The organism is Ramlibacter sp. 2FC, assembly GCF_005503345.1.
GTDB lineage: Bacteria > Pseudomonadota > Gammaproteobacteria > Burkholderiales > Burkholderiaceae_C > SCMQ01.
Genome location: NZ_SCMM01000012.1, coordinates 65,392 through 84,257, shown reverse-complemented (window position 1 = coordinate 84,257; position 18,866 = coordinate 65,392). Strand labels below are relative to the sequence as shown.

The 18,866-nt window shown below is 67.2% G+C and carries 20 protein-coding genes, 1 tRNA gene and 1 pseudogene; 13 read left to right on the top strand and 9 right to left on the bottom strand.

Annotated elements, in window-relative coordinates; genetic code table 11:
• Positions 1 to 81 precede the first annotated feature (81 nt).
• The 5 genes from ispE to pth all read left to right on the top strand — a co-directional run bounded on the left by ispE (position 82) and on the right by pth (position 3,524).
• Positions 82 to 933: a 4-(cytidine 5'-diphospho)-2-C-methyl-D-erythritol kinase gene (gene ispE, locus FFS10_RS07815; protein WP_137893256.1), complete on the top strand. Its 852-nt coding sequence runs from the start codon at positions 82 to 84 to the stop codon at positions 931 to 933.
• Between the two features lie 25 nt (positions 934 to 958).
• A tRNA-Gln gene (locus FFS10_RS07810) sits at positions 959 to 1,035 on the top strand.
• Between the two features lie 64 nt (positions 1,036 to 1,099).
• Positions 1,100 to 2,077, top strand: a complete 978-nt coding sequence (locus FFS10_RS07805) for a ribose-phosphate pyrophosphokinase (protein WP_137893254.1) — start codon at positions 1,100 to 1,102, stop codon at positions 2,075 to 2,077.
• Between the two features lie 100 nt (positions 2,078 to 2,177).
• Complete coding sequence (locus FFS10_RS07800; protein WP_137893252.1) at positions 2,178 to 2,810, top strand: 50S ribosomal protein L25/general stress protein Ctc; 633 nt, start codon at positions 2,178 to 2,180, stop codon at positions 2,808 to 2,810.
• 96 nt (positions 2,811 to 2,906) lie between these two features.
• On the top strand, positions 2,907 to 3,524 hold the full coding sequence (gene pth / locus FFS10_RS07795) for an aminoacyl-tRNA hydrolase (protein WP_137893250.1): 618 nt from the start codon (positions 2,907 to 2,909) through the stop codon (positions 3,522 to 3,524).
• Positions 3,525 to 3,551: 27 nt separating this feature from the next.
• Here the strand turns inward: pth and FFS10_RS07790 are convergent, their stop codons facing one another.
• A complete protein-coding gene (locus FFS10_RS07790) occupies positions 3,552 to 3,809 on the bottom strand; it encodes a YfhL family 4Fe-4S dicluster ferredoxin (RefSeq protein ID WP_137893248.1) in 258 nt (85 codons plus the stop codon).
• A 182-nt stretch (positions 3,810 to 3,991) separates the two neighbouring features.
• Here FFS10_RS07790 and FFS10_RS07785 point away from each other — a divergent pair.
• From FFS10_RS07785 to FFS10_RS07755, 7 genes and pseudogenes are all read left to right on the top strand, one after another.
• Positions 3,992 to 4,867: pseudogene (locus FFS10_RS07785) on the top strand (amidase); the annotation flags it as partial.
• A 46-nt stretch (positions 4,868 to 4,913) separates the two neighbouring features.
• Complete coding sequence (locus tag FFS10_RS07780; RefSeq protein ID WP_137893244.1) at positions 4,914 to 5,768, top strand: 3',5'-nucleoside bisphosphate phosphatase; 855 nt, start codon at positions 4,914 to 4,916, stop codon at positions 5,766 to 5,768.
• Positions 5,765 to 6,658: a DMT family transporter gene (locus FFS10_RS07775; protein WP_249931203.1), complete on the top strand. Its 894-nt coding sequence runs from the start codon at positions 5,765 to 5,767 to the stop codon at positions 6,656 to 6,658. Before FFS10_RS07780 ends, FFS10_RS07775 begins: the two co-directional genes overlap by 4 nt.
• Before the next feature lie 100 nt (positions 6,659 to 6,758).
• Positions 6,759 to 7,382 carry an L-threonylcarbamoyladenylate synthase gene (locus FFS10_RS07770; protein WP_137893240.1) on the top strand — a complete coding sequence of 208 codons (624 nt, stop codon included), beginning with the start codon at positions 6,759 to 6,761 and terminating at the stop codon, positions 7,380 to 7,382.
• Between the two features lie 51 nt (positions 7,383 to 7,433).
• The gene (locus tag FFS10_RS07765) at positions 7,434 to 8,111 is read left to right on the top strand and encodes a site-2 protease family protein (RefSeq protein ID WP_137893238.1); all 678 of its coding nucleotides are present in this window, start codon (positions 7,434 to 7,436) and stop codon (positions 8,109 to 8,111) included.
• Positions 8,112 to 8,127: 16 nt separating this feature from the next.
• Positions 8,128 to 9,438 (top strand): tryptophan--tRNA ligase, encoded by a 1,311-nt coding sequence (locus FFS10_RS07760; RefSeq protein WP_137893236.1) that lies wholly within the window; start codon positions 8,128 to 8,130, stop codon positions 9,436 to 9,438.
• A gap of 50 nt (positions 9,439 to 9,488) precedes the next feature.
• The gene (locus FFS10_RS07755) at positions 9,489 to 10,088 is read left to right on the top strand and encodes a response regulator transcription factor (RefSeq protein WP_137893234.1); all 600 of its coding nucleotides are present in this window, start codon (positions 9,489 to 9,491) and stop codon (positions 10,086 to 10,088) included.
• 112 nt (positions 10,089 to 10,200) lie between these two features.
• On the opposite strand, the gene FFS10_RS07750 is transcribed toward FFS10_RS07755, so the two are convergent.
• Positions 10,201 to 10,533, bottom strand: a complete 333-nt coding sequence (locus FFS10_RS07750; RefSeq protein WP_137893232.1) for an ATPase with chaperone activity — start codon at positions 10,531 to 10,533, stop codon at positions 10,201 to 10,203.
• 342 nt (positions 10,534 to 10,875) lie between these two features.
• On the bottom strand, positions 10,876 to 11,751 hold the full coding sequence (gene nadC / locus FFS10_RS07745) for a carboxylating nicotinate-nucleotide diphosphorylase (RefSeq protein ID WP_137893230.1): 876 nt from the start codon (positions 11,749 to 11,751) through the stop codon (positions 10,876 to 10,878).
• A gap of 147 nt (positions 11,752 to 11,898) precedes the next feature.
• Here nadC and FFS10_RS07740 point away from each other — a divergent pair, with 147 nt between their 5' ends.
• A complete protein-coding gene (locus tag FFS10_RS07740; RefSeq protein WP_137893228.1) occupies positions 11,899 to 13,200 on the top strand; it encodes a sulfatase family protein in 1,302 nt (433 codons plus the stop codon).
• Between the two features lie 141 nt (positions 13,201 to 13,341).
• Here FFS10_RS07740 and FFS10_RS07735 read toward each other — a convergent pair whose 3' ends face one another.
• From FFS10_RS07735 to FFS10_RS07710, 6 genes are all read right to left on the bottom strand, one after another.
• On the bottom strand, positions 13,342 to 13,641 hold the full coding sequence (locus tag FFS10_RS07735) for an antibiotic biosynthesis monooxygenase family protein (protein WP_137893226.1): 300 nt from the start codon (positions 13,639 to 13,641) through the stop codon (positions 13,342 to 13,344).
• 16 nt (positions 13,642 to 13,657) lie between these two features.
• Positions 13,658 to 14,557 carry an NAD-dependent epimerase/dehydratase family protein gene (locus tag FFS10_RS07730; RefSeq protein WP_137893224.1) on the bottom strand — a complete coding sequence of 300 codons (900 nt, stop codon included), beginning with the start codon at positions 14,555 to 14,557 and terminating at the stop codon, positions 13,658 to 13,660.
• Between the two features lie 10 nt (positions 14,558 to 14,567).
• On the bottom strand, positions 14,568 to 16,421 hold the full coding sequence (locus FFS10_RS07725) for a TRAP transporter large permease (protein WP_137893222.1): 1,854 nt from the start codon (positions 16,419 to 16,421) through the stop codon (positions 14,568 to 14,570).
• Between the two features lie 42 nt (positions 16,422 to 16,463).
• Entirely contained in the window at positions 16,464 to 17,480 is a 1,017-nt protein-coding gene (locus FFS10_RS07720; RefSeq protein ID WP_137893220.1) for a TRAP transporter substrate-binding protein, read from the bottom strand.
• A gap of 84 nt (positions 17,481 to 17,564) precedes the next feature.
• A complete protein-coding gene (locus tag FFS10_RS07715; RefSeq protein WP_137893218.1) occupies positions 17,565 to 18,335 on the bottom strand; it encodes an SDR family NAD(P)-dependent oxidoreductase in 771 nt (256 codons plus the stop codon).
• 3 nt (positions 18,336 to 18,338) lie between these two features.
• Positions 18,339 to 18,758 carry a VOC family protein gene (locus FFS10_RS07710; protein WP_137893216.1) on the bottom strand — a complete coding sequence of 140 codons (420 nt, stop codon included), beginning with the start codon at positions 18,756 to 18,758 and terminating at the stop codon, positions 18,339 to 18,341.
• Positions 18,759 to 18,866 lie beyond the last annotated feature (108 nt).

Here is an 18,866-nt window from a genome sequence, read left to right as displayed (position 1 = left end):
TCCTCGCTGCCCCCCGAGGGGGCCCAGGTCGGCTTGGGGCGGCCCGGCGCCAACCTGGGCCGCGCTAGCGATAATGCCGCGATGAAGTCGCTGTACGACGTGCCGGCCCCGGCCAAGCTCAACCTGTTCCTGCACATCACGGGCCGCCGCGCCGACGGCTACCACCTGCTGCAGTCGGCCTTCATGCTGATCGACTGGTGCGACACCCTGCACTTCGAGCTGCGCGCCGCAGGCGACATCAGCCGCGAGGACCTGACCACGCCGCTGCCCGCCGACGACCTGGTCACGCGCGCCGCGCGTGCGCTCAAGGCGCACACGGGCTGCCCGCTGGGCGCGCACATAGCCGTGGCCAAGCAGATTCCGGCCCAGGCCGGCATGGGCGGCGGCTCCTCCGACGCGGCCAGCTGCCTGCTGGCGCTCAACCGCCTGTGGAAGCTGGGCCTGCGTCTGTCCGAGCTCGAGGCCATAGGCCTGACCCTGGGCGCCGACGTGCCCTTCTTCCTGCGCGGGCGCAACGCCTGGGTCGAAGGCATAGGCGAGCGCATCGCGCCGATCTCCCTGCCCGCGGCCCGCTTCGTGGTCGTCAAACCACCCGCGGGACTGGAGACAAGAAAGATTTTTGAAGACCCGACTTTGAAGCGCGATACAAATGCTGCTAGAATTTCAGTCTTTGCTGCAAACGCATACGACTTCGGTCGAAACGACTTGCAGCCGGTTGCCCAGAGGCTTTGCCCGCAGGTCACCCAGGCCCTTCAGTGGCTTGAAGACGCGGGTTTGCACGGCAGAATGACCGGCTCAGGCAGTGCGGTGTTTGCACAATTGCCGGATGGCAAGAATCTCGGTCAGGTCCCTGACCAATGGCAGGTTCGGACATGCGGCAACATGGATGTTCATCCCTTGCTGGGATGGGCAACCAGCGACGATTATCGGTAGGCAGTTTCTGACTGTCGACCTGTGTAGGGGAGTCGCCAAGTTGGTCAAGGCACCGGATTTTGATTCCGGCATGCGAGGGTTCGAGTCCTTCCTCCCCTGCCAAATACGTTTCACGTACAGGCACACTGTCACGTACAGGCATATTGTTTAGATCGCTGGGACGCTGATGCAGCCGAACTCCACCCCCGACTTCATGGTTTTCACGGGCAATGCCAATCCCGGCATGGCGGCCGAGATCGCGCGTCACCTGGGCATCTCGCTCGGCGCCGCCGACGTGGGCCGCTTCTCCGACGGGGAGGTCACCGTGGAGGTCAAGCAGAACGTGCGCGCCCGCGACGTGTTCGTGGTCCAGTCCACCTGCGCGCCGACCAACGAGAACCTGATGGAACTGCTGATCATGGTCGACGCGCTCAAGCGCGCCTCGGCCGAGCGCATCAGCGCCGTCATCCCCTACTTCGGCTACGCCCGCCAGGACCGCCGCCCGCGCTCCACGCGCGTGCCGATCTCGGCCAAGGTCGTGGCCAACATGCTGCAGGCCGTGGGCGTGGCGCGCGTGCTGACCATGGACCTGCACGCCGACCAGATCCAGGGCTTCTTCGACATCCCGGTCGACAACATCTACGCCTCGCCGGTGCTGCTGGGCGACCTGCGCCAGAAGAACTACGAGGACCTGATCGTGGTCTCGCCCGACGTGGGCGGCGTGGTGCGCGCGCGCGCCCTGGCCAAGCAGCTGGGCTGCGACCTGGCCATCATCGACAAGCGCCGCCCCAAGGCCAATGTCAGCGAGGTCATGCACGTGATCGGCGAGATCGAGGGCCGCAACTGCGTGGTCATGGACGACATGATCGATACCGCCGGCACCCTGGTGAAGGCGGCCGAGGTGCTCAAGGAGCGCGGCGCCAAGAACGTCTACGCCTACTGCACGCACCCGATCTTCTCCGGCCCGGCCATCGAGCGCATCGCCAAGGGCGCGGCGCTCGACGAGGTGGTGGTGACCAACACCATCCCGCTGAGCGACGCCGCCGCCGGCTGCCGGAAAATCCGCCAGCTCTCCGTGGCGCCGCTGATCGCCGAGACGATACAGCGCATCGCCAAGGGCGAGTCGGTCATGAGTTTGTTCTCGGATCAAGAAAACCTTTTCTGATCCGGACAAGAAGCGGGCCTGCCAGCCCCTCGCGGGCGAAGCAGGCCTTTTTGTAATCGGAGCCGCACTGGTCGCGGTCGGCTTCCCTAGGAGTCTTTATATGAAATTCGTCGCTTTTGAGCGCGCCAAGCAGGGTACGGGTGCGAGCCGCCGTCTGCGCATCTCGGGCAAGACGCCCGGCATCGTCTACGGTGGCGAGGGCCAGCCGCAGCTGATCGAGCTCGATCACAACGCCCTGTGGCACGCCATCAAGAAGGAAGCCTTCCACTCCAGCATCCTGGAAATGGAACTGAACGGCCAGACCAGCAAGGTCCTGCTGCGTGACCTGCAGATGCACCCGTTCAAGCAGCTGGTGCTGCACATCGACTTCCAGCGCGTGGACGCCAACACCCGCCTGACCATGAAGGTGCCGGTGCACTACAGCGGCGAAGAGAACTCCGGCGCCGTCAAGCTCGACAAGTGCCTGGTCAACCACATCGTGAACGAGCTCCAGGTCAGCTGCCTGCCGGCCGACCTGCCCGAGTTCATCGCGGTGGACCTCAGCGAACTGAAGAAGGGCGTTTCCCTGCACCTGAACGACGTCGCCCTGCCCAAGGGCGTGAAGGTCGTCACGCACGGCAAGCCCAATCCGGTGCTGGTCTCGGTCACCGCCCCGGCCGAGGAAGTTGAGGAAGCCGCCCCCGCGGCTGCCGCGCCGGCCCCCGCGCCGGCCAAGGGCAAGGGCAAGAAGTAAGGACGCCCTGCCTCAAGGCATCGACGGCCCGCCTCGGCGGGCCGTTGTCGTTTGGAGCCCGTCAACGCCCATGCCGGGCGCGGATAATCGAAGGCCATGATCAAGCTGTTTGTCGGCCTGGGCAACCCCGGCCCCGAATACGAGGACACGCGCCACAACGCGGGCTTCTGGTGGATAGACGCGCTGGCGCGCGAGCTCAAGCTCTCGCTGGTGCCCGACAAGGGCTACCACGCCCAGGTGGCGCGCACCAGCCTGCACGGCCAGACCGTCTGGCTGCTCAAGCCCCAGACCTTCATGAACCTGTCGGGCAAGTCGGTCGCCGCGCTGGCGCGCTTCTTCAAGATCCAGCCGCAGGAGATCCTGGTCGCGCACGACGAGCTCGACATAGTTCCCGGCCAGGTCAAGCTCAAGCGAGGCGGCAGCCATGCCGGCCACAACGGGCTGCGCGACATCCACGCCCAGCTCGGCTCGCCCGACTACTGGCGCCTGCGATTGGGCGTTGGCCATCCCGGCGTGAAGTCCGAGGTGGTGAACTGGGTGCTCAAGAAACCCTCGCCCGAGCACCGCGCGGCCATCGACGACTGCATTGCACGCGCGCTCAAGGCCCTGCCGGCCCTGATCGCCGGCGAGATGGACAAGGCCACGCTGCTGGTGCATACCAGCCAGCCGCCGCGCCCCAAGCCGCCCCGCCCGGCGGCGCCGTCCATACCATGAAAAACGCCACCTCGCAGGTGGCGTTTTTCATGCCTGGGCCTCGGCCTGCAGACGCTGGTACTTCTGCCACAGCGTCTCGCGGCTCTCGATGTGCTGGGGATTGACCGGTATGCAGGACACGGGACAGACCTGCACACATTGCGGCTCATCGAAATGGCCCACGCACTCGGTGCACTTGTTCGGGTCGATCTCGTAGATCTCCACGCCCAGGTAAATCGCCTGGTTGGGGCACTCGGGCTCGCAGACGTCGCAGTTGATGCACTCGTCGGTGATCATCAGCGCCATGACGGCCTCCCTTCGCAACGCCCGCACCGACACGCGCCGGCGGCAGGCGCAGCAGACGGCAAGGCGGCAAGCGACACGGTGACAGCATCCATGCCGATATTATCGACGCTGCCGCCGCCTTTTTCCCTTGTGGCCCCGCTTCACCCTGATGGCCTTGTGGGCCGCCCTGCCAGAGAAACCCGATGACCGAGCTGCACGCGCTGTCCGCCCACGAACTGCTGGACGCCTACCGGCGCCGTGCCCTGTCCCCGGTCCAGGTGGCGGACGCCGTGCTGACCCACATCGAGCGCTGCGAGCCGCAACTGCACGCCAGCTACCTGCTGCGCCCCGAGCTGGCGCTGCAACAGGCCCGCGCCTCGGAGCAGCGCTGGCTGCGCAACGCCCCCTGCGGCCCGCTCGACGGCGTGCCGGTCACGATCAAGGAGAACATCGCCACCGCGGGCGACCCGGTGCCGCTGGGCACGGCCGCCACGCGCCTGGTGCCGGCCACAGTCGACGCGCCGCCGGCCGAGCGGCTCAGGGAGGCCGGCGCGGTGATGGTCTGCAAGACCACCATGCCCGACTACGGCATGCTGTCCTCGGGCCTGTCGAGCTTCCACCCGCTGGCGCGCAACCCCTGGGCCCCGACGAAGACACCGGGCGGCTCCAGCGCCGGCGCCGGCGCGGCGGCCGCGGCGGGCTACGGCCCGCTGCATCTGGGCACCGACATCGGCGGCTCGATCCGGCTGCCGGCCGGCTGGTGCGGCGTGTTCGGCCTCAAGCCCAGCCTGGGCCGCGTGCCGATAGACCCGCCCTACACCGGCCGCGCCGCCGGCCCGATGACGCGCAGCGTGGCCTACGCGGCGCTGATGATGCAGGCGCTGTCGCAGCCCGACGCGCGCGACAGCATGAGCCTGCCGTTCCAGGACATCGCCTGGTCGCAGTTCGAGGACGGGCCCGAGCGTCTGCGCGGCCTGCGCATCGGCCTGCAGATCGCGGGCCTGCGCTTCGACGACCTCGGCGTGCTGCAGCTGGCACGGGCCTTCGAGCAGATCCGCGCGCCCCAACGCCCCTGGCCGTCCTGCACGTCCTGCACGTCCTGCACCTAGCCTCTAGAATGGCTGTGTGCAAGCCATTCTCAACGCCGACCTGCATTGCCATTCCGTCGTCTCCGACGGCACCCTGACGCCGGAGACGCTGGCGGCGCGCGCCCATGCCAACGGCGTGGCGCTGTGGGCCCTGACCGACCACGACGAAATCGGCGGGCAGCAGCGCGCCCTGGCGGCCGCGCAGGCCCTGGGCATGAAATACCTGACCGGCGTCGAGATCTCGGTCACCTTTGCCGGCCAGACCGTGCACATCGTGGGCCTGGGCTTCGACGCCGACGATGCACGCCTGCGCCAGGGCCTGGTCGACACGCGCGGTGGACGCGGCCAACGCGCCCAGGAGATGGCCGAGGGCCTGGCCCAGGTCGGCATACGCGGCGCCTACGAAGGCGCGCTGCGCTACGCCGGCAACCCCGAGCTGATCTCGCGCACCCATTTCGCGCGCTTCCTGGTCGAGACCGGCGTGTGCCGCGACACGCCCGAGGTGTTTCGCAAATACCTCACCGAGGGCAAGCCCGGCTTCGTGCCGCATCGCTGGGCCACGCTGCACGACGCCGTGCACTGGATCACCGAGGCCGGCGGCCAGGCCGTGATCGCCCACCCCGCGCGCTACGACTTCACGCCCAACGAGGAATACGCGCTGTTCACCGAGTTCAAGGCCCATGGCGGGCGCGGCGTCGAAGTCGTGACCGGCAGCCATTCGGCCCAGGAAGCCGTGAAATACGCCGTCACGGCCCAGGAATTCGGCCTGGCGGCCTCGCGCGGCAGCGACTTCCACAGCCCCGACGAGAGCCATACCGACCTGGGCGCCCTGCCCTGGCTGCCCGGTGAGCTCACGCCCGTCTGGGAACTGCTGGCGGACCGCATCCAGTGAACCGCCACGCCACGGCCCTGCTGGGCGTTGCCTTCCTCGTGGCCGCCGTGGCCTGCTTCGCGGCCCTGGACACCACGACCAAGTATGTCAGCGCCAGCGTGCCGCTCTTGATGGCGCTGTGGTTCCGCTACGCCTTCCAGGCCGTCGCCACCACGGCCGTGGTCTGGCCGGGGCGCGGCCGCCGCGTGCTGCGCACCCAACACCCGCGCTTCCAGTTCCTGCGCGGCACGCTGCTGTTTCTCTGCAGTCTGTTCGCCTTCTTCAGCCTCAAGTTCATGCCGGTGGGCGAGTTCACCGCCATCGTGATGATCACGCCGCTGGTCATCACCCTGCTGGCCGCGACCACGCTGGGCGAGAACGTCTCGTCACTGCGCTGGCTGCTGGTGGCCGGCGGCTTCAGCGGCACCCTGGTCATCATCCGCCCCGGCGGCGAGGACTTCGACTGGACCCTGCTGCTGCCTTTGGGCCTGGTGGCCTGCAACGCCTGGTTCCAGGTGCTGACCAGCAAGCTCGCGCGCACCGAGGACCCGGTCACCATGCATTTCTACACCGGCTGGGTCGGCACCCTGCTGGCCTCGCTGGCCCTGCCCTTCGTCTGGCACACGCCCGGAACCTGGACGGAATGGGCCGCGCTGGCGTTCATGGGCGGTGCCGCCACTGTCGGCCATTTCCTGCTCATCCTGGCCTATGCGCGCGCGCCGGCCACGACGCTGACGCCCTACCTCTACGCCCAGATCGGCTTTGCCATGCTGGGCGGCTGGCTGGTCTTCGCCCATGTCCCCGACACCTGGTCGCTGCTGGGCATGGCCCTGGTGGCGGCCTGCGGCGCGGCCGGTGCCTGGCTCACGGTGCGCCAGAGCCGTGTCCTCGTGCAGCCGGCCGAATCCTGAGCATGAAACAACGCCCCCACGCTCATCACTCCGTGTATTCGCTGCCCCCCGAGGGGGCCCAGGCCTCCCTTGGGGCGGCCCGGCGGAAGGCCTGACCCTCATGGCACAGTACTTCGCCGTCCATCCCGACAACCCGCAGCCTAGGCTGCTCAAGCAGGCAGCGGCCCTGCTGGCGCAGGGCGGCATCCTGGCCGTGCCCACCGACTCGAGCTACGCCCTGGTCTGCCACCTGGACGACAAGACCGCGGCCGACCAGCTGCGGCGCATCCGCGGTGTCGACGACAAGCATCACCTGACCCTGCTGTGCCGCGACCTCAGCGAGCTCGCCAACTACGCGCGCGTGGACAACCGGCAGTTCCGCCTGGTCAAGCAGGCCACGCCGGGCCCCTACACCTTCATCCTGGAAGCCACCAAGGAGGTGCCGCGGCGCGTCAGCCACCCGCAGCGCAAGACCATAGGCCTGCGCGTGCCCGAGCACCGCACCCTGCAGGCCCTGCTGGAGCTGCACGGCGCGCCGCTGCTGGCGACCACGCTGATCCCGCCGGACGAGACCGAGCCGCTGAACGACTCGGAGCAGATCCGCGAACGCTACGAGCACGCCATCGCCGCCGTCATCGACGCCGGGGCCTGCCCCCTGGAGCCGACCACGGTGGTGGACCTCAGCAGCGGCGAGCTGCTGCTGGTGCGCCAGGGCCGCGGCGACCCCGCGGCGCTCGGACTCTGAGGCCGATCCGGGCCGGATGCCAGTCGGGCCGCCCCGTGCCGGTCTGAGACAATGGCGTCCGTGGATATTTCCAGCCTGATCCAGACCGTCCTGATCTATGCCCTGCCCGTGCTGTTCGCCATCACGGTGCACGAGGCCGCCCACGGCTACGCCGCGCGCCATTTCGGCGACGACACCGCCTGGATGATGGGCCGCGTCACGCTCAACCCGGTCAAGCACATCGACCCGGTGGGCACCGTGCTGATGCCGCTGCTGCTGTACTTTGCCACCGCCGGCGCCTTCCTGTTCGGCTACGCCAAGCCGGTGCCGGTGCGCTTCGACCGGCTGCGCCACCCCAAGCGCGACATGATCTGGGTGGCCCTGGCCGGCCCGGGCGCCAACCTGGCCCAGGCCCTGGTCTGGGGCGTGCTGCTCTACCTGCTGGCGGGCAGCGGCGTCACCGAGCGCTTCTTCCTGTCCATGTGCCGTGCCGGCATGCTGGTCAACGTGGTGATGTTCGTCTTCAACCTGTTCCCGCTGCCGCCGCTGGACGGCGGCCGCATCCTGGTCGGCCTGCTGCCCTGGCGCCAGGCCATGCTGGTGTCCCGCATCGAGCCCTGGGGCTTCTTCATCGTGATGGCCCTGGTGATCGCCGGCGTGGTCAGCAACTTCTGGATGCGCCCTCTGATGGCCCTGACCTACGACCTGCTCGAGATGCTGCTCTGGCCGCTGTCCTTTCTGATCCGCTGATCTTTCCCGTCTTTCCATGAACCCCTTGCGCGTCCTGACCGGCATCACCACCACCGGCACCCCCCACCTGGGCAACTACGTCGGCGCCATCCGCCCCGCCGTGGCGGCCAGCCTGCAGCCGGGCAGCGAGAGCTTCTATTTCCTGGCCGACTACCACGCCCTGATCAAGTGCGACGAGCCGGCGCGCATCCAGCGCTCTACGCTGGAGATCGCCGCCAGCTGGCTGGCCTGCGGCCTGGACCCCGAGCGCGTGACCTTCTACCGCCAGTCCGACATCCCCGAGATCCCCGAGCTGACCTGGCTCCTGACCTGCGTGACCGGCAAGGGCCTGCTCAACCGCGCCCATGCCTACAAGGCCGCGGTCGACAAGAACCTGGCCGGCGGCGCCGAGCCGGACGACGGCGTGACGGCCGGCCTGTTCATGTACCCGGTGCTGATGGGCGCCGACATCCTGATGTTCAAGGCCCACCAGGTGCCGGTGGGCCGCGACCAGATCCAGCACATCGAGATGGCGCGCGACATGGCCGCCAGCTTCAACCACCTCTACGGCGAGCATTTCGTGCTGCCCGAGGCGGCGATCGAGGAATCGGTGGCCACGCTGCCCGGCCTGGACGGGCGCAAGATGAGCAAGAGCTACGACAACACCATCCCGCTGTTCGCGCCACGCGAGCAGCTGCACAAGCTCATCATGGGCATCCTGACCGATTCGCGCGCCCCGGGCGAGCCCAAGGACACCGAGGGATCGGCCCTGTTCCAGATCTACCAGGCCTTCGCCTCGGCCGAGGAGACCGCGGCCATGCGCCAGGCCTACGCCAAGGGCATCGCCTGGAGCGCGGCCAAGGAGCAGCTGTTCGAGCGCATCGACCGCGAGCTGGCGCCCATGCGCGAGCGCTACCAGGCCCTGATGCAGGAGCCGGCGCGCATCGACCGTATCCTGCGCGCCGGCGCCGACAAGGCGCGCCGCCTCGCCTCGCCCTTCATGGCCGAGCTGCGCCACGCCGTGGGCCTGCGCGGCCTGGAGGGCCTGGGCACGCCGGCCCCCGCGCCAAAGGCGGCCAAGGCCAGCCTGCCGCAGTTCAAGCAGTACCGCGAGCGCGACGGCAAGTTCTACTTCAAGCTGACCGACGCCCACGGCCGGCTGCTGCTGCAAAGCCTGGGTTTCGACGCGCCGCGCGAGGCCGGCCAGCTGATCGCGACGCTCGCGCAGCAGGGCAGCGCCGCACTGGCCAACCACCAGGCGCAGCTCGAGCCGCTGGCCGAGGTCGGCCTGGCCGAGTTGGACCAGGCCCTGGCCCAGTTGCGCGACGCGGCACAGGACAAGCGCTGAAACCTCGCGCTTCGACTATGCTTGTGAAACCCCATGAGAAGCTTGTCCCGATGAGTCTGTATGTGATCGACGACCACCCGCTGATGCGAGAGGCGATGGTCATGTTGCTGCGCCGCCTGTTCACCGGCGAGAAGATCGTGGAGTTGACGCGCCTGAGCGGACTCGAGGAGGCGATTGCCGTGTACGGCGAGCCCAGCCTGTTCTGCCTGGACCTCAAGCTGCCCGACACCGTGGGCCTGTCCGGCATACAGGAGATCCGCTCCCGCCATCCCAACACCCCGCTGGCCGTGATCTCGGGCTCGCCCGCCGCGGACATCGAGGAGATGTGCCTGGAAGCCGGGGCCGACGTCTACATCGAGAAGTCCGCCGGCAGCGGCGAGATCACGGCGGCCCTGCGCGCCCTGCGCACGCCGCCCGGCGACGCCTCGGCCCAGCCCGACCCGGCCACCAACGGCAAGCTCTCCAAGCGCCAGAGCCAGCTGCTGGTCATGCTCGACCAGGGCCTGAGCAACCGCGAGATCGCCGACCAGCTCGGCATCAGCGAGCACACGGTCAAGGTCCACCTGTGGCGCCTGTTCCGGCGCCTGGGCGTCAAGAGCCGCACCCAGACCCTGCACTACGCGCGCGCCAACGGCCTGCTGGGCCTCTGAGCCTGGCCCGGTCTAGACCGATGCGGCGGGGGCGACGCCCAAATTTTGGGCAGCCCCGGCAAAGCCAGCACCGACGCCGCTTCGCCGACTTGTCCAGCCGCTTATCCACAACCTAGGGCACAAGCCCTGGGGGCAAGTCCAACGCCGGGTGCGGCCAGTTCAGCAATTCCGCCAGCCGGCAGACCACCCAGTCCGACTCGGCCGCGCTGAGCACCGCGCCCTCGCCCTGCAGGCCCTGACGGCAGCGCGACAGCACGTCGGCCTCGGTGATGCCCAGGCTCAGCAGCATGTTGCTGGCGAACTCGGTCAGCATCTGGGCCATGTCCTCGCACAACTCGTAGCGGCCGGCCACCAGCTCCCTGGGGGCCTTGGGCTTGAGGCGCCCTGGCGCCATGAACAGCGCCATGAAGGAAGGGGGGATCTCGATGGGGTATTCGTCCGACATGGTGCCTTGCCAATGAGGAATGTCCCGGCCATAGAGGCATGGAGCGGCCACGACCTGATCGGGGCATGGACCGGAACATCCGTAAAACCGGGCATTTTGTCATCGAAGGCGGCCAAGCCGCCGGCCCAGAGCAGCCCTCCGCAAGAGGTCCACCGGCTCCTGCCCAGCGCCGGGCGCCCGGCTCCTACCATGCGACCATGGCGAGGTGGCCGATCCGAAGCAGACCGGCTGGCCCCCAACCTTCGGCAAGGCCGAGATGACGATGGCCCGTCTGCGCTGATCCAGAGCTTCGTCGACACGGCACTGGGCTGCCTGGTCGGGCTGGCCTGTGCAGGTCGCACGCTAGCCGCGCTCGACCGGCTTGTCGGCGAAGCGCATCGAGAAATCGACCGCCTTGATGTCCTTGATCAGCGCGCCGACCGAGATGCGGTCCACGCCCGTCTCGGCCAGCTCGCGCAGCGTCTGCAGGCCCACGCCGCCGGAGATCTCCAGGCTGCAGCGTTCGCCGGCCATCTTCACCGCCTCGCGTATGGTCTGAAGCGGCATGTTGTCGAGCAGCACCATGGTCACGCCCGCGTCCAGCGCCTCGCGCAGCTGGCCCAGGGTCTCCACCTCGACCTGGATGAAATCCACCGGCTGGGTCAGCGCCTGGGCCGCGCGGAAGGCCGCGGTGAGGCCGCCCGCGGCGGCGATGTGGTTCTCCTTGATCAGCACGGCGTCGTAAAGGCCCATGCGGTGGTTCTTGCCACCGCCGCAACGCACCGCGTATTTCTCGGCCACGCGCAGGCCGGGAATGGTCTTGCGCGTGTCGAGGATGGCGGCCCGGGTGCCGGCCACGGCTGCCACATACTGCGCCGTCTTGGTGGCCACGGCGCTCAGCGTCTGCAGGAAATTGAGGCAGAGCCGCTCGGCGGTCAGCAATGCGCGCGCCTGGCCACTGATCTCGACGATCTTGCTGCCCGGGCTGCAGCGTTCGCCATCCTGCACCAGCCAGTTTGCCTGGGCATCGGGCGCGACCTGGCGCAGCACTTCGTCGACCCAGGGCTGGCCGCAGATCACGGCGGCCTCGCGGCAGATGATGGTGGCCGTGGCGCGCTGCTCGGCGGGCACCAGCGAGGCGGTGAGGTCGCCGCTGCCGACGTCTTCCTCGAGGGCGCGTCGCACGTCGGCTTCGACTTGGGCGGGGGACAGCTTGGTTTGCATACGGATTTCGTTCATGGGGCTCTATTTTCCTCTGCCGGCGGCACCGGCCGCTGGGCCAGCTCCTGCGCGAGGCGGCGGCACACTGCGGAGTCGCCATGGGCGAGCAGGGCCTGCACCTCGCGCGCGGACACTTGAGCACGGCCGCTTGCTCGTCGATGTGGCATTCGCCGGCGGGGAACCCGGTCTGCGCCAGCCAGTCAGTGCGAAAACCTGGTACCGCTGGCTACTGACCTGCGTCGCACCCCGGGCTACGAGGAGGCCACCAGGGTCGATCTCACCGCCGCGGCCTACCGGCAGGAGCGCCGCTCCTCCTGGCAAGATCCCGACCACCGGATCACCCTGCCCTACTACGGCTTCGGCCATGTCGAACTGTTCAACCACCATGCAGACGAGACTTTTGGCGACTGGAGCCGGTGGGCCGCCCAGAAGTATCCCGGTTACGAGCAACTGTGCGGCGCGACGAACGCGGGGGCCGATGTCCGCTTCACCGCCCCGCAGGCCTGGAAGACGCGTCTGCCCGAGGAGCTTTACTCGACCCACTACGTCGCCGAGCGCTCTGAGGAATTCATCCGAAGGCGTGCGGCCAAGGGCGACGGCAAGCCCTTCTTCCTGCAGTGCTCGTTCCCCGACCCTCACCATCCCTTCACGCCGCCTGGGCGCTACTGGGGCATGTATTCGCCGCAGGACGTTGCCGCGCCGCCGACCTGCCACGAGCCCGGCGTCGGCGCGCCGCCACACCTGCGCTGGATCCATGAGGAGCGTCGCCAGGGCCAGTCGGTACTGACCTCGCAACGCATGTTCGCCGTCGACGAGCGCGAGGCCAGGGAGATGATCGCACTGACCTACGGCATGATCACCATGGTCGACGACGCGGTCGGCCGCATCCTGCAGGCGCTACGCGAAGCCGGCCTGGAAGATGACACGGTGGTGGTGTTCACCAGCGACCATGGCGACTTCATGGGCGATCACGGCCTGATGCTCAAGGGCCCTCTGCATTACCAGGGACTGGTCCGGGTGCCCTTCATCTGGGCCGACCCGGCGGAAAAATGCGCCGGCGCGCGCAGCGCCGGCTTGGCCAGCAGCGTAGACATCGCGCGCACGGTGCTGGCCCGGGCCGGCATCGCGCCGGTCAACGGAATGCAGGGTCGGGACATCGTGGGGCTGCAGGGGCGCGGTGACCGCGCAACAGGGCCCGAAGCGGTGCTGATCGAGGAGGACAACCAGCGCGCCTACCTTGGCTTCAAGGAACCGGTGCGCGCACGCACCCTCGTGACGGCGTGCCACCGGATCACGCTCTACCGCGGCGCCGACTGGGGCGAGATCTACGATCTGCACGACGACCCACTGGAGCAGGAGAACCTGTGGGATCGCGACCCTGCGCTGCGCAGCCGGCTGCTGGAATTGCTGGCAAGGAAGATGATGGACAGTTTCGACCGCAGCCCCCGGCCTACCCATGTGGCCTGAGGTCTTCGCTGTTGTGCGAGTGGCGCGGCACCGGAATACCTACCGGTAGTTTGGAGATGTCCGTGTGCACGACGCAGCCCCCTTCCACCAGTGCGAATGGGGCCAAATTCGGGTGACGCCAGTCGGCGAAACCAAGGTCCGTCAGGACCCGGCGCAGAACTCGAAGTGCTCCACGAACGGAGCTTGCGCGAAGTACGGACCGACAATATCGCGCCATTGCGCGTACGCGGGTGAGGTCCGGAACCCCACCGTGTGGTCTTCGAGCGTGTCCCAGTGGATCAGGAGCATGTAACGCTCGGGCGATTCGATGCTGCGCCGTACCTCGTACTTTTGGAAGCCCTTGGCCTTCGAAAGCACCATGTCGAGGCCGCGCTTCGCGGCCTCCTCGAATTCGGCCTCCCGGCCGGACTGGATGCGGATGTCTGCAAGTTCCAGGATCATTGTTGCGTCCTTGCGCTCAGAGGGTCATTTCGTGGCGGATCCATGCCAGCGCCGATTCGTGACACGGCGTCCAGCCCAGTTCGCGACGCGCTCGCTTGGCGCGAACGCGGCTGTTGCTTCCGTAGGTGTAGTAGGCCCTGGCCGGGCCCCACAGCTTGGCCGCCTCCTCCGCCGGAACTGACTCGAGACGGCCCAGGCCGAGGCGTGCGGAGATCTCTTCGCCAATGGCCGTGAACGACGCCTCACCGCTTTCGGCAAAGTAGAAGGATCCGGCCGGCGCCTTTTCCAGAGCAAGCAGGTACAAGTCTGCCAAGTCGTCGATGTGCACAGTCGACCACCGGTTGAGGCCCTGGCCGACCACGCGCACCACGCCGTGCGAGCGCGCCTGCTCCACGAGAAAGGGGATCTGGATGCTGTGCGGATTCAGGCCCCTGCCTTCGCCATAGATCAGGGTGGGGCAAATGATGACCGTGCGCACGCCCTGTGCCGCGGCGGCGAGGACCGTGCCGTTCAAGGCGTGACGCGCCTGCTTGCCTGCCTCGACCACGAATGGGGTCTCTTCGTCGAAGATTGCCTCCGAGAGCCGGTTGCCGCGGGCATCGTCTCCGATGAGGCTGGACCCGCTGGTGTGCACCAGCGGTTTGCCGGAGCCCTTCAGAGCCTCCAGCATCGCCAGCAGGGACGGAAGGTGGTCTGCGTTGGCGGTGTTCACGACCCCGTCGGCTTCGCGCGCCTCGCGCGCCAGCACGCGCTCGTCGTCCAAGCTACCGATCACGGGCTCAATGCCGCATGCCACCAGCAGGTCGGCCTTGGTGCGGTCGCGCACCAGCCCCCGGACGCTATGCCCTTGGGCAACGAGGCGCGCCGCGACGCTGCCGCCTATGTAGCCGGTGGCGCCGGTGATGAACAGTTTCATCTCGCGCTCCTTACAAGGCGATGGTCGAGAGGGTGGGGACGGTCGCAATCACGATCACACCCACCAGCAGGGCTGCCATGTATGGCCAGATGGCCCGCATGACCTCCTCGGGCCTGCCCTCACCGATTCGGCAGGCCACGTAGAAGCCCACGCCGACGGGCGGCAACATCAGGCCGATGTTCATCGAAGAGACGATGACCATCGCATATTGGATGTCGTGGATCCCGAGCCTCTTTGCGATCGGAAACATGATGGGCGCGAGCAGCAGCACGGCGGGCAGTCCCTCCAGCAGACAGCCGAGCACGACGAAGATCACGATGGACGCAGCCATGAAGGCGATCGCGCCGCCAGGCAGCGTGGCAAGGAATTGCGACATGGCATGGACCACGCCGCTCTGCGTGATCGACCAAGCCATGGCGGAGGCCGTGCCTAGGATCATCAGGATCGCCCCGCTCAGGGCAGCGGTCTCGACCAGCATGCCATAGAGCTTTCGGGGACGGATGCCTCCGTAGAGGACGTGCCCGACGATCAGGGCATACAGCACGGCGATCGTCGAGACTTCCGTCGCGGTGGCGACCCCTTCACCGACCGCACTGCGAATGAGGAAAGGAAGAGCCAATGCAGGGGCGGCGATCACCGTCAGGCGACCGATGGCTTTCCACGGCGGCCGCTTCGTTCCGTCGGTCTGCTCATTCCTTGCCTTCCAGCGCGCCACCGCCACCAGCGTCAGCAGCAACACCATGGCGATCACGAAGCCGCTCTGGAACAGGCCGGCGATCGACACGCCCGCGACGGAACCGAGCACGATCAACACGATGCTGGGTGGCACCGTATCCGCCATTGCAGCGCCGGTGCCCAGCAGCGCGACCATCTCCGGCCGTTTGTTCCCGCGCCGTGTCATCTCGGGGAACAGGGCCGGCGCGACCGTCGCCATGTCGGACACCTTGGAGCCCGAGATGCCGGACACGATGAACAGCGAACCCAGCAGCACATAGGACATGCCGGCCTTGATGTGGCCGATGAGGGCCGCCAGGACGTCAACGATCACCTTGCCCATGCCGGTTGCATCGAGGATGCAACCCAGGAGGACGAATACGGGCACGGAGACGAGCACCAGGTTCGACATGCCTTCGTCCATCCTGCCGACCACGACGCCAACGGGCACCGTGGTGCCGAAGGCCAGGTAAGCCATGACGCCCAGTCCGAAGCAGAAGGCAATCGGCACACCGGCTGCCAGCAGCAAGGCGACCAGGCCGGCCAAGAAGAAGACCAGGCCTCCCACCTTGAACTGCGACAGGGACGGAGACACGAGGAGGAAAACCAGGGCGGCGGCCCCGACGACGCCGACCGCCGCGGCAAGACGCGCTTTGGGAACTGTCCGGACTGCATGCATCAGTACGACGGCCAGCATCAGGAGGGCACCGGCGGCGATGGCGCTGACCCGGAAGGTGTTCGGGATATGCAGCGTCTGCATCTCGATCACCCACTCCTGCTTCGCATGCTCGATGGCGGGCGGAATGAGGGCGATCAGGAAGGCAGCAACGCAGACCAGCCCCACCGCATTGACGAAGTCGCGCTTGCGTGGTGGCAGCATGTCCACGAATGTCGCCAGCCGGAGGTGTTCGTGGCGATACATGGCGATGGCAGCGCCGATCATTCCGACCCAGATGAACGCCATCGATACCGTTTCGTCGATCCAGCCGATGGGACTGGAAAAGACGTATCGGGACACGACTCCGCCGAACAGCAGCAGCACGATACCGGCGATCAAGACGGCTGCAAAGACCTCCAGGGGGACGATCCAGCCCGACTTCGGCAGGATCGCGCCCTCTGCGGGAAATATCCCGTCCTCCAGGACAGGCATGGCGCCTGCGTGGCTTACTTGAGTCATGTCCGGTCCCCCGCCTCAGGCCAGCTTGCCGGAGTATTTCTCCAGCAACGCCCAGGTCTCGTCGCCAAACTTGGCCTTCCACTCCTTGTAGGCTCCGGCCTTCTGCAGGGCATCGCGGAAGGGCTGGGGGTTGACGGTGTTGAAAGTCAGTCCACGCTTCGACAGGCTGTCCTGGAGGGAGGCGGTCATCGTTGCCAGGGCTGACCGCGTCTTCACGGCGTGCGTCTCGAATGCACGGGAAGCGATCTGGCGCAGGTTCTCCGGCACGGCGCCCCATGCGCGCGGATTCGCCGCGATCCAGAAGCACTCCCACGCATGGCCGGTCAGTGAGCAGTATTTCTGGACCTCGTAGAAACGCTGTGCTTCGATGATGGCCAGCGGGTTCTCCTGCCCGTCCACGACCTTTGTCTGCAGCGCCGTGTACACCTCGCCGATGCCTATGGTGGTGGGGGATGCGCCCAACGCCTTGAAGGTCTGCTGGAGAACCGGCGTCGCGGGCACGCGCAGCTTCACCCCCTGCAGGTCCTGCACCGAGGTGACCGGCTTGGTGCTCATGGTGATGTGGCGGAAGCCGTGGTCCCAGGCCTTGCCGAGGGGAACCAGGTTCACCTTGGTGAAGCCGGCGCGGATGTGGGCGCCGAGGTCACCGTCCATCGCGCGGAACGCGGTCGGGAGGTCAGCGAACACGAAGGGAGTCACGGCCACCGCAGCGCTCGGGATCAAGGTGGCGAACACGCCGCTGGCGGTGGCCATCATGTCGATGGCGCCCGATCGCACCTGGGAGATCATGTCCGTGTCGCTGCCCAGCTGGCTGTTGGGAAACACCTCGATGGAGAGCTGCCCGGCAGATTCCTTCAGGATGTCGGCGCAGGCCGCTTGCAGGCCGACGACGGTAGGGTGCGATTGCGCCAGGGAAATGCCCAGCTTCATCGAAATCTTGTTGCCTTGCGCAAAGGCGAAGCCTGGCACGGAGGCGGCAGCAGCAGCGGCAGTGCCTGCCAGCGCCTTGAGAGCGGTACGACGGTGCATCATGGTTGTCTCCTTGGTGGCCTTGCGGCCGATGGTTGAGAGCGCGCATTGCGCGCGAGTTGGAAAGTCCTCAGGCTTTTTAGGGCCCTAGTGGATGTGGCTACCGCCGTTCACATCCAGGGTGGCGCCGGTGACGAAGCCGCCGAGATCGGATGCGAGGAATAGGCACGCGCCGGCAGCTTCACGTGGGGAGCCGGCGCGCTGCAACGGAATCGCCTCGAGGATGTCCTTCATACGCTCGTCTGGCAGACCGTCCAGCATGGCCGTCTCGATCATGGCGGGACAGACGATGTTGGCGCGGACGCCCTTGGGACCGAACTCCCGGGCGATCGTGCGAGTGAGGCCAATGACGCCGCCTTTGGACGCCGCATAGTGCGCGCCGCCTACAAGTCCGCCGCCCCGCTGCGCAGCGGACGACGACAGGTTCACGATGGACCCCGAGCCTCGCGCCACCATGACTGGAAGGACGCTCTGGCAGAGGTTGAAGGTGCCCTTGAGGTTGACTTCCAAGATGCGCTCGTACTCGTCTTCCTCGATCGACAGCATGGGAGTGCCGCGCACGACCCCTGCGCTGTTAACCAGGCAGTCGATAGAGCCGTGTTGCGTCACGATGCCCTCGACGGCCCGCCTGCAGTCCTGCAGGCTGGTGATGTCGCACCGGATGCCGCGGACGTCCGCGTCGCGGGCCGCGCCAGCGGGCAGCGCCGCTTTCAGCCCGTCGACGATCCCGGCGTCCATGGCGATGTCAAGCATGACGACTTTCGCGCCGTGCTCCGCGAACAGCTGCGCGGTCGCGTAGCCGATGCCGCGCGGTGACCCCGCGCCGGCCACGACACAAACCTTGTCTTTCAGCATCATGGCTTACAGGCCGGGCTGGTGGACTTCAATGACGTTGCCGTCCGGGTCCTGCAGGAAGACCTGGTGCCACCCGGCGATGGCCCACTTGCCGTAATCCGAATACCGGATGCCAAGCTCGTCGCACTTGCGCATGAAGCCCTTGATGTCGTCCGTGCGGAAGCAAAAGTGGCCGCGCGCCATGGGGTTGACGAACTGCTTCATCTTGAAGCCCGTATTGAGGTCGCGCTCGGCCCAGTGGAATTCGATGGCGCCGTCGCTCAGGAAGTCCACCTTGCCGTTGTATCCCGTGCGGTCGCTGTTCGCGTCCACACGCGTGTGCTCCTCGTCTTTGATCGTGCCGAGGTCAAACAGCGTTTGATAGAACTTGGTGAGCCTGGGGAGACTGTCCGTGCACAGGTTCAGGTGATGGAACTTGAAATTCATGATCGGTTTCGGCAGTTGGGTGGAGGTTCGTGTGGATGGAATGGGAGTGACAGAGTGGCATCGCTCCCTCATCACGCCGCAATGTTATTAAGTTTTACCTGTGAAGTC

What these genes read in the sequence shown, in the direction of transcription:
- FFS10_RS07770 (WP_137893240.1), top strand. Translation starts at nt 6,759, where the DNA reads ATGGCACAGTACTTCGCCGTCCATCCCGACAACCCGCAGCCTAGGCTG.
- FFS10_RS07735 (WP_137893226.1), bottom strand. Translation starts at nt 13,641, where the DNA reads ATGATCCTGGAACTTGCAGACATCCGCATCCAGTCCGGCCGGGAGGCC.
- FFS10_RS07725 (WP_137893222.1), bottom strand. Translation starts at nt 16,421, where the DNA reads ATGCCTGTCCTGGAGGACGGGATATTTCCCGCAGAGGGCGCGATCCTG.
- nadC (WP_137893230.1), bottom strand. Translation starts at nt 11,751, where the DNA reads ATGAACGAAATCCGTATGCAAACCAAGCTGTCCCCCGCCCAAGTCGAA.
- FFS10_RS07715 (WP_137893218.1), bottom strand. Translation starts at nt 18,335, where the DNA reads ATGATGCTGAAAGACAAGGTTTGTGTCGTGGCCGGCGCGGGGTCACCG.
- pth (WP_137893250.1), top strand. Translation starts at nt 2,907, where the DNA reads ATGATCAAGCTGTTTGTCGGCCTGGGCAACCCCGGCCCCGAATACGAG.
- FFS10_RS07755 (WP_137893234.1), top strand. Translation starts at nt 9,489, where the DNA reads ATGAGTCTGTATGTGATCGACGACCACCCGCTGATGCGAGAGGCGATG.
- FFS10_RS07765 (WP_137893238.1), top strand. Translation starts at nt 7,434, where the DNA reads ATGGCGTCCGTGGATATTTCCAGCCTGATCCAGACCGTCCTGATCTAT.
- FFS10_RS07800 (WP_137893252.1), top strand. Translation starts at nt 2,178, where the DNA reads ATGAAATTCGTCGCTTTTGAGCGCGCCAAGCAGGGTACGGGTGCGAGC.
- FFS10_RS07790 (WP_137893248.1), bottom strand. Translation starts at nt 3,809, where the DNA reads ATGGCGCTGATGATCACCGACGAGTGCATCAACTGCGACGTCTGCGAG.
- ispE (WP_137893256.1), top strand. Translation starts at nt 82, where the DNA reads ATGAAGTCGCTGTACGACGTGCCGGCCCCGGCCAAGCTCAACCTGTTC.
- FFS10_RS07730 (WP_137893224.1), bottom strand. Translation starts at nt 14,557, where the DNA reads ATGAAACTGTTCATCACCGGCGCCACCGGCTACATAGGCGGCAGCGTC.
- FFS10_RS07710 (WP_137893216.1), bottom strand. Translation starts at nt 18,758, where the DNA reads ATGAATTTCAAGTTCCATCACCTGAACCTGTGCACGGACAGTCTCCCC.
- FFS10_RS07750 (WP_137893232.1), bottom strand. Translation starts at nt 10,533, where the DNA reads ATGTCGGACGAATACCCCATCGAGATCCCCCCTTCCTTCATGGCGCTG.
- FFS10_RS07805 (WP_137893254.1), top strand. Translation starts at nt 1,100, where the DNA reads ATGCAGCCGAACTCCACCCCCGACTTCATGGTTTTCACGGGCAATGCC.
- FFS10_RS07720 (WP_137893220.1), bottom strand. Translation starts at nt 17,480, where the DNA reads ATGATGCACCGTCGTACCGCTCTCAAGGCGCTGGCAGGCACTGCCGCT.
- FFS10_RS07760 (WP_137893236.1), top strand. Translation starts at nt 8,128, where the DNA reads ATGAACCCCTTGCGCGTCCTGACCGGCATCACCACCACCGGCACCCCC.